The sequence below is a fragment of the Streptomyces sp. NPDC002476 genome, assembly GCF_042889785.1.
GTDB lineage: Bacteria > Actinomycetota > Actinomycetes > Streptomycetales > Streptomycetaceae > Streptomyces.
Genome location: NZ_JBIARH010000059.1, coordinates 23291 through 29290 on the forward strand (window position 1 = coordinate 23291; position 6000 = coordinate 29290).

A 6000-nucleotide genomic window follows, 5' to 3' on the forward strand; every position below is an offset into this window, starting at 1 on the left:
TAGACCCCGACCGCCGTGCTGTACCGGACCGGTACGGTGAGGACATGACGCTACCTGACAGTAAATCAGTCGGCCGTGGGGCGGGGGAGGCAATCACCTATCGCGTGGCTGAGGGCGAGAGGGACAGGTCCGCCGTCATCAAGGGGGAGTTCAGCTCGGACACCCTCTTCGAGGTGGTCGACTCGGGGGGCGGGTTCTCCATTCGGCCCATTCGGCTGGACCTGCCGGTTCACAAGGTCTTCCCCGACGACGAGCCTGAGGGCGATGAGGCGTCGGCGGGCGAGCGCCGGTTCGTCGCGCTGGACGGCGATCATGTGTGCGGCTACGTCGACACGGAGTATGAGCCCTGGAACCGTCGGCTGGTCATCGCCGATATCGAGGTGGCCGGGCCGTACCAGGGCCGGGGAATCGGGCGCACGCTGATGAGCCACGCCATCGACTGGGCCCGGGCATGCGGTGCCGGGCACGTCTGGCTGGAAGTGACGAACATCAACGCTCCGGCTATCCGTGCCTATCAGCGGATGGGGTTCACTTTCTGCGGCCTGGACACCTCCCTCTACAGCGGAACCGAGTCCGACGGGGAGACAGCACTGTTCATGAGCCGCTTTCTCGACTGACATCCCGCTGGTCTGTAGCCATAGCAATGCTTGAACATGGAGACGCGGATGTGTGACTGAGCGCTTCGGCCGGCCAGTGAGCGTGGCCCTGCCGGTATCCGGCTTCGCCAGCTATCGGGACCTCCTGACCCCTGTGCGTCTCCAGGCGAACTCAGTCGTCCACCCCGGCTTCCCACTTGCGCCGCCGCAGCACGTGGTCGCTGAAGAGGTGTCGGCTCCGGTCGAGCAGTTCCCCGACCTCCGCGTCGCCGGGCCGCACGTCCGCTGACGGATGCCAGCGCTGCACGGACTGCCCTGCCCAGATGCGCAGCTTCACATCCGGGTCCTCCAACAGTCCGACCGCCGCCCGCAGCGCCACGACTCCGTCGCACGCGTCGAGCAGCCGGAATGCGGCGAGCCGGATGTGTCGCGGCCGCTCGGGGCTGGTGCGTTCCAGCAGCCAGTCGGCAGGCAGTTCCTTTGCCGATGGCAGCAGGGCGAGGGCCGTCTCGCGCACGACACCGGCGGCAGGGTCGTCGAGGAGTGGCCGCAATTGCTTCGTGTCCGCGCAGTCCAATGTGCGCAGCCCTGCCACCGCCCGCGCCCGCACCCCGGCCGCCGGGTGCGCGAGCAACGGCCACAGCAGCCCGGCATCCGCACGGTTCCCGCACTCGGCCAGCCCGATGACCGCGCCGGGTGGCAACACGGGGTCGTCCGGTGTCGTGCACCGCTTCCGGTACCAGGCCGTCGGATCACCGCCATGCTGTCGTACGACGTACCGGGCGCAAGCGCGAACCAGCGCGGACCGGTCGCTGAGGAACGACTCCGCCTGTTCTGACCGCCCCGCCCGCCGCAGCGCGGTGACACCGGCCGAACGGGCACGCGGGTTGCGCGCGGTCAGCAGTGGCGGCAGTACATTCTCGTACGCCTCGTCGTCGCGCAGAGCCGTGAGCGCCGCTGCGGCACACAGGTCCTGGACCACGGTGTCCTCGTCCCGGGCGGCCGCGCGGGCCAGCTCGGCGGGGCGGAGCAACCGGCCATTGACGGCCAGCCGGTATGCGAACCGCCGCACGATGCGGTCGGGAGCGATGAAGAGAGCTGCGAGCTGCCCGTGGGATGCCCGGCGTAGGACCTCCCCGAGCACCTCGACGCCGAAGGCACCTCTGCCGCGGCGGCCGACGCGCAGAATCAGCGGCGCGAGGCCGACGGCAGTATCTACATCCAGGACCTCGCGCAGCAGCTGCCGGGCGCGCTCGCGCACTGGGTCGGCCCAATCGGCGCAGCGGATCACGATCAGCGGCAGTAGACCGGGGTATCGGGTCGACCAACGCACAGCCTCCTGACGGATCCGCCCGTCACGGTGGCAGAGGGCAAGTGCGAGCCGAGACTCGCCGAGCTGAGTCAGGTCGACGGGCAGCGGGGCGGAGTGCTCCCACTCCGGCCGGAGCTGCGAGCGGTACCAAGCCACCTGACGCACTCCTGCGTCCAGCGCGAGCCAGTCGCCGGGGTCGTCGACATCAAGCGTGCCCCGAAGCGGTGCACCTCCCGCGAGCCGCACCGCGGCCACTGTCCCGTCCCTGGTGTCCTTATGCATTCCCGCCCCCGCTCCAGCAGTCGTACCGTTGATCGTAGGGCGCGGGGCGCTCGCGGAGCGCGCGAAATTTGGCCCTTGAGTCACTGAGGGCAATCAGTCGGCCCCATGCCCAACAGAAGCCGAGCGCGGACCACGACTGGCCAACTCTCGCGCTCACTGGCCAAGTGAAGCACTCAGTCGCAGGATGCCCTCTGAGCTGGGACGATGGGACTTCCTACGGTTCCAGGTCCACAGAATGAGAGAGCACCCGCGAGGTGCAATCCTCGCATGCTGCCTCGGCGGTGTCCGCCGCGTTCGATGACGCGAATCTGATCGCGTACGCCGGGCTGGCCCCGGTGATGCGGCTGGCCGAGCGGTGCGGGCTCGCCGGTCTGGTGGCGGACAAGGTGAAGCTGAGCGGGGCGAAGAACAGCGCGGGCGCTGCGGCGGACGCCAAGGTCACCAGCATCGTGGCCGGCATGGTCGCGGGTGCTGACAGCATCGACGACCTGGACGTCCTGCGGCACGGTGCGATGCCGGCCCTGTTCAGCGGGATCCGTGCCCCGTCCACGCTGGGCACTTTCCTTCGCTCCTTCACCCACGGCCATGCCCTCCAACTCCACGCGGTGCACCGGGAGTTCCTCAGCGAACTGGCCGCGCACACCCCGCTCCTGCTCGGCTCCGACCAGAAGGCGTCCATCGATGTCGACTCCACCCACAAACGCGTCTATGGCCGCACCAAGCAGGGCGCCGAGTACGGCCGGTTCAAGGGCATCCGCACCCTGCACCCCCTGCTCGCCACGATCTGCACCCCCGCTTCCCGGCCGGTGATCGCCACCGTGCGGATGCGCCGCGGCAAAACGGCCGACTCCCGTGGCGCCCCGAAACTCGCGAGCGAGGCCCTGGCCACCGCCGTCGAGGCCGGCTGCACCGGCCTGCGCATCCTGCGCGCGGACTCGCAGTTCTACAACGCCGGTGTCATCGCCGCCTGCCGCCGGGCCGGCACAGCGATGGCCCTGACCTCGTTCCAGCGGCTTGACAACCATAGGAGCATCCAGCGGACACCCGCTGCCCACACCCCAGCCGACAGCCCAGAACCGCCCCGCAAACCCTCGGAGACCACTTCGAAACCACATCGGTGGATCGAGGCTTACGACCTGGGGGAACGATAGGGAGTGGATCGGCGAGCGGCGTCGTGCGGCTTCGGATCCAGGGCGGAGGAGGGAGGTGGATGGGGTCTGTCCTGCTCGAAAGCAGCTGAGAGCTCGGGGAAGGGGCGTCGGTGACCGACGACGACGCGGGAGGCGGAGTCGCAGGGCGTCGGGAGCCCGATCCCTATTGCCCCCAGGTCGTTAGGCCGGCGACGCTCAGCTCTCCTCTGCCGGGCGAGCCGGCCTGGCGCGTGATCCCCTCGTGGGCGATGGTGGCGCCTGGGACAGCTTGCTGCCGTGCGGTTCATGGCCGAACGGGCCGGCTCGCGCCCCGCGCAGATCGACAGCACGCATACGGTGCCGGTCTCACAGCCCCAGGCTGCCACCGCCTCCTGAAGGGATCAGCCATGTCGAACTTCACCCCGTACCTGGAGCGCAACCAGGCTTTCGCGGCCTCCGGTGCCCAGGCCAACGTCCCCCGGATCCCGTTCGTCCCCTTCAAGCAGCTGTACCTGATCACCTGCATCGATCCGCGCGTGGAGCCCGCGGCCGTGCTGGGCGTCCGGCTCGGAGAAGCGATCGTCGCACGTAACGTCGGAGGCCGCGTGACGCCGGCGATCATCAAGGACCTTGCCTGGATCGTGCACCTGCACGAGAACAAGACTCCCGAAGCGGACTGGTTCGAGATCGCCGTCATCCACCACACCGACTGCGGCTCGGGATTTCTCGCCGACGACGGTCTACGCGTCGGCTACGCCGCCCGCGGTGGCTGGGACGAACAGACCTCCTCGGAGATGGCCGTCCTGGAGCCGTCCAAGACGGTCCAGAAGGACATCGCCAAGTTGCGCGCGGCACCCGAGCTCGCGTCGGCCATCGGCAACATCAAGATCGGCGGCTACACCTACGACCTCGGGACCGGGAGGATCACCACCGTCGTGCAGCCCGGCTGAGCAGGACACGGTCGGCCCCGGCAGTCCCGGCCGACGCCGAGACGGAAGCAACTGTGCCCGGTTTCCAGCCGTCGGGCTCCCACCGCCCGTACAGGGTGCGTACTCATCCGCACGGCGGTGCGGCCACCGGTGAGCACCGGGTGCGGCGTGCACCGCGTGAGCCGACACCAGGCCGTGACCGAGCAGAAGACTCGCACCGCCAGCGCCGTACCATCAGCTGCGGCTTGACCCGTGCGTGCCCGCTCTCGTCGAGGATGGGCGCGCTTCGGGCACAGAGACCGGACGGGATGACTGTCAGGTTTCGATCCGACACAGATCGAAGCCCGGACCCCGGATCACCAGAACCTGGAGGTGAACGCCGCAGAGGTCTACGGGTGTCTCGGCCCCAACGGCTCCGGCAAGAACACCGCCGTCCGCATGCTCACCACGATGCTCCGCCCATCCCGCCGGGGGCGGACCCGCGCACGGCGGGAACGCCACGGGCGGCAATGCCACGGGCGGGTCGGGTGACACGGGCGGCTCCGGCGGTTCCGGTGTGGCGTCCGGCGCGACCTCGCCGAACCCCCCCGCACCCAGCGGCCACTTCCGGCTCAAAAACGTTGGCTAAGGGCTGTCCCGTAATCCCTGGCGGGCGCGCGACGACAGCTGCGGCACCTCGCCGCGTTGTCGGAACGTCCGCATACATCCAGTATGCGGACGCCCCTCCGCCTTGCGATGCACCACATCCGACGCCGCGAGCTGGTCCGCCACGGATGACGGGACAGCCCTTACAGTCCGCCGGCCAGTGCCTGACTGTCAACGCCAACATGCTGTCCCTGGCCGACTGCGGCTCCAAAACCGGCCAGAACTGGCGCACGGGTACCAACAGCACCCTCGTGAACCTGTACAGCAGCCAGTGTCTTGGCGAGAGCGCCACCTGGCCGTACCTGGCATCCTGCGAGCCGTCGAAGACGACCCAGCACTGGGCGAAGGAGTACTGATGGCGCGGCCGGACCAGGTGCGCTGACGAGCCCCCACGAGGGACGCGACCCGGATCGCGCAGGCAGCCCTACCGCGTCTCCGCCGGGAAGCCCCGTACCCAGACCGATCTCCTGGACTGGACCTTTCCGGCCCCGGCCCCCGTTTCGGTCCCTGCTGCCCCCGTTTCCGTCCCTGTTCCGGCCCGTGAGTTCGCCCCGGTGGCCGCGCCGCCTTGGACGAAGCGATCGACGCTGCCCGTCAGGGCCTCACCGGGGAATAGCCGCCACGCTGGTGCGGCGCACACGGGAGGTGCGGGTGGGCGCGACCGGGACGATGCCGGGCCGACGCTGCCGCCGCTGAGCGCGGCGCGGGCCCGTGCGGTGACGGCTGGGCTGCGGAAGGCGCTGGAGGATGTCCGGCGCGCCGTGGGTGTTCTCGCGGCCCGGGTCCAGGTCGCGCACGCTGCCCGGGTCTGGGCCCCGCTCGGTTACCCGTCGTGGGCGGCGTATTGCGCCGCGGAGTTCGATATCTCCCGGGCGCAGGCGTACCGGCCGCTCGAGTCGCACGTCGAGCCGCACGCGGCCGACTCGGGGCGCCCCCGCCGCATTCACTGCAGCCTTCCACGGCCATGGCTTGCGGCTGCGGTAGCGCTTACGTGGCCCTACGAGCGCGCCGGCACCCGGCCTCGCGCAGCGCCGCCTGCCCGGAGGGCTCAGCTGGTGACGCGCGTGTAGGTGAGGAACACTGCGCCGCTTTTGAGGACGGTGTGG

7 protein-coding genes are annotated in these 6000 nt (G+C 69.8%); 5 read left to right on the forward strand and 2 right to left on the reverse strand.

Going from position 1 to position 6000, the window contains the following annotated elements; genetic code table 11:
* Positions 1 to 44: 44 nt before the first annotated feature.
* On the forward strand, positions 45 to 617 hold the full coding sequence (locus ACFYXM_RS34380) for a GNAT family N-acetyltransferase (RefSeq protein ID WP_389295426.1): 573 nt from the start codon (positions 45 to 47) through the stop codon (positions 615 to 617).
* Positions 618 to 768: 151 nt separating this feature from the next.
* On the opposite strand, the gene ACFYXM_RS34385 is transcribed toward ACFYXM_RS34380, so the two are convergent.
* A complete protein-coding gene (locus tag ACFYXM_RS34385; RefSeq protein WP_389295428.1) occupies positions 769 to 2190 on the reverse strand; it encodes a hypothetical protein in 1422 nt (473 codons plus the stop codon).
* A 254-nt stretch (positions 2191 to 2444) separates the two neighbouring features.
* Here ACFYXM_RS34385 and ACFYXM_RS34390 point away from each other — a divergent pair, with 254 nt between their 5' ends.
* The 4 genes from ACFYXM_RS34390 (at position 2445) to ACFYXM_RS34405 (ending at position 5250) form a co-directional block, all read left to right on the forward strand.
* On the forward strand, positions 2445 to 3341 hold the full coding sequence (locus ACFYXM_RS34390) for a transposase (protein ID WP_389295430.1): 897 nt from the start codon (positions 2445 to 2447) through the stop codon (positions 3339 to 3341).
* A gap of 386 nt (positions 3342 to 3727) precedes the next feature.
* Entirely contained in the window at positions 3728 to 4270 is a 543-nt protein-coding gene (locus ACFYXM_RS34395; protein ID WP_389295431.1) for a carbonic anhydrase, read from the forward strand.
* A 351-nt stretch (positions 4271 to 4621) separates the two neighbouring features.
* The gene (locus ACFYXM_RS34400) at positions 4622 to 4780 is read left to right on the forward strand and encodes an ATP-binding cassette domain-containing protein (RefSeq protein ID WP_389295433.1); all 159 of its coding nucleotides are present in this window, start codon (positions 4622 to 4624) and stop codon (positions 4778 to 4780) included.
* 296 nt (positions 4781 to 5076) lie between these two features.
* On the forward strand, positions 5077 to 5250 hold the full coding sequence (locus tag ACFYXM_RS34405; RefSeq protein ID WP_389295435.1) for a hypothetical protein: 174 nt from the start codon (positions 5077 to 5079) through the stop codon (positions 5248 to 5250).
* Between the two features lie 246 nt (positions 5251 to 5496).
* Here ACFYXM_RS34405 and ACFYXM_RS34410 read toward each other — a convergent pair whose 3' ends face one another.
* A complete protein-coding gene (locus ACFYXM_RS34410) occupies positions 5497 to 5691 on the reverse strand; it encodes a hypothetical protein (protein ID WP_389295437.1) in 195 nt (64 codons plus the stop codon).
* Between the last annotated feature and the right edge of the window lie 309 nt (positions 5692 to 6000).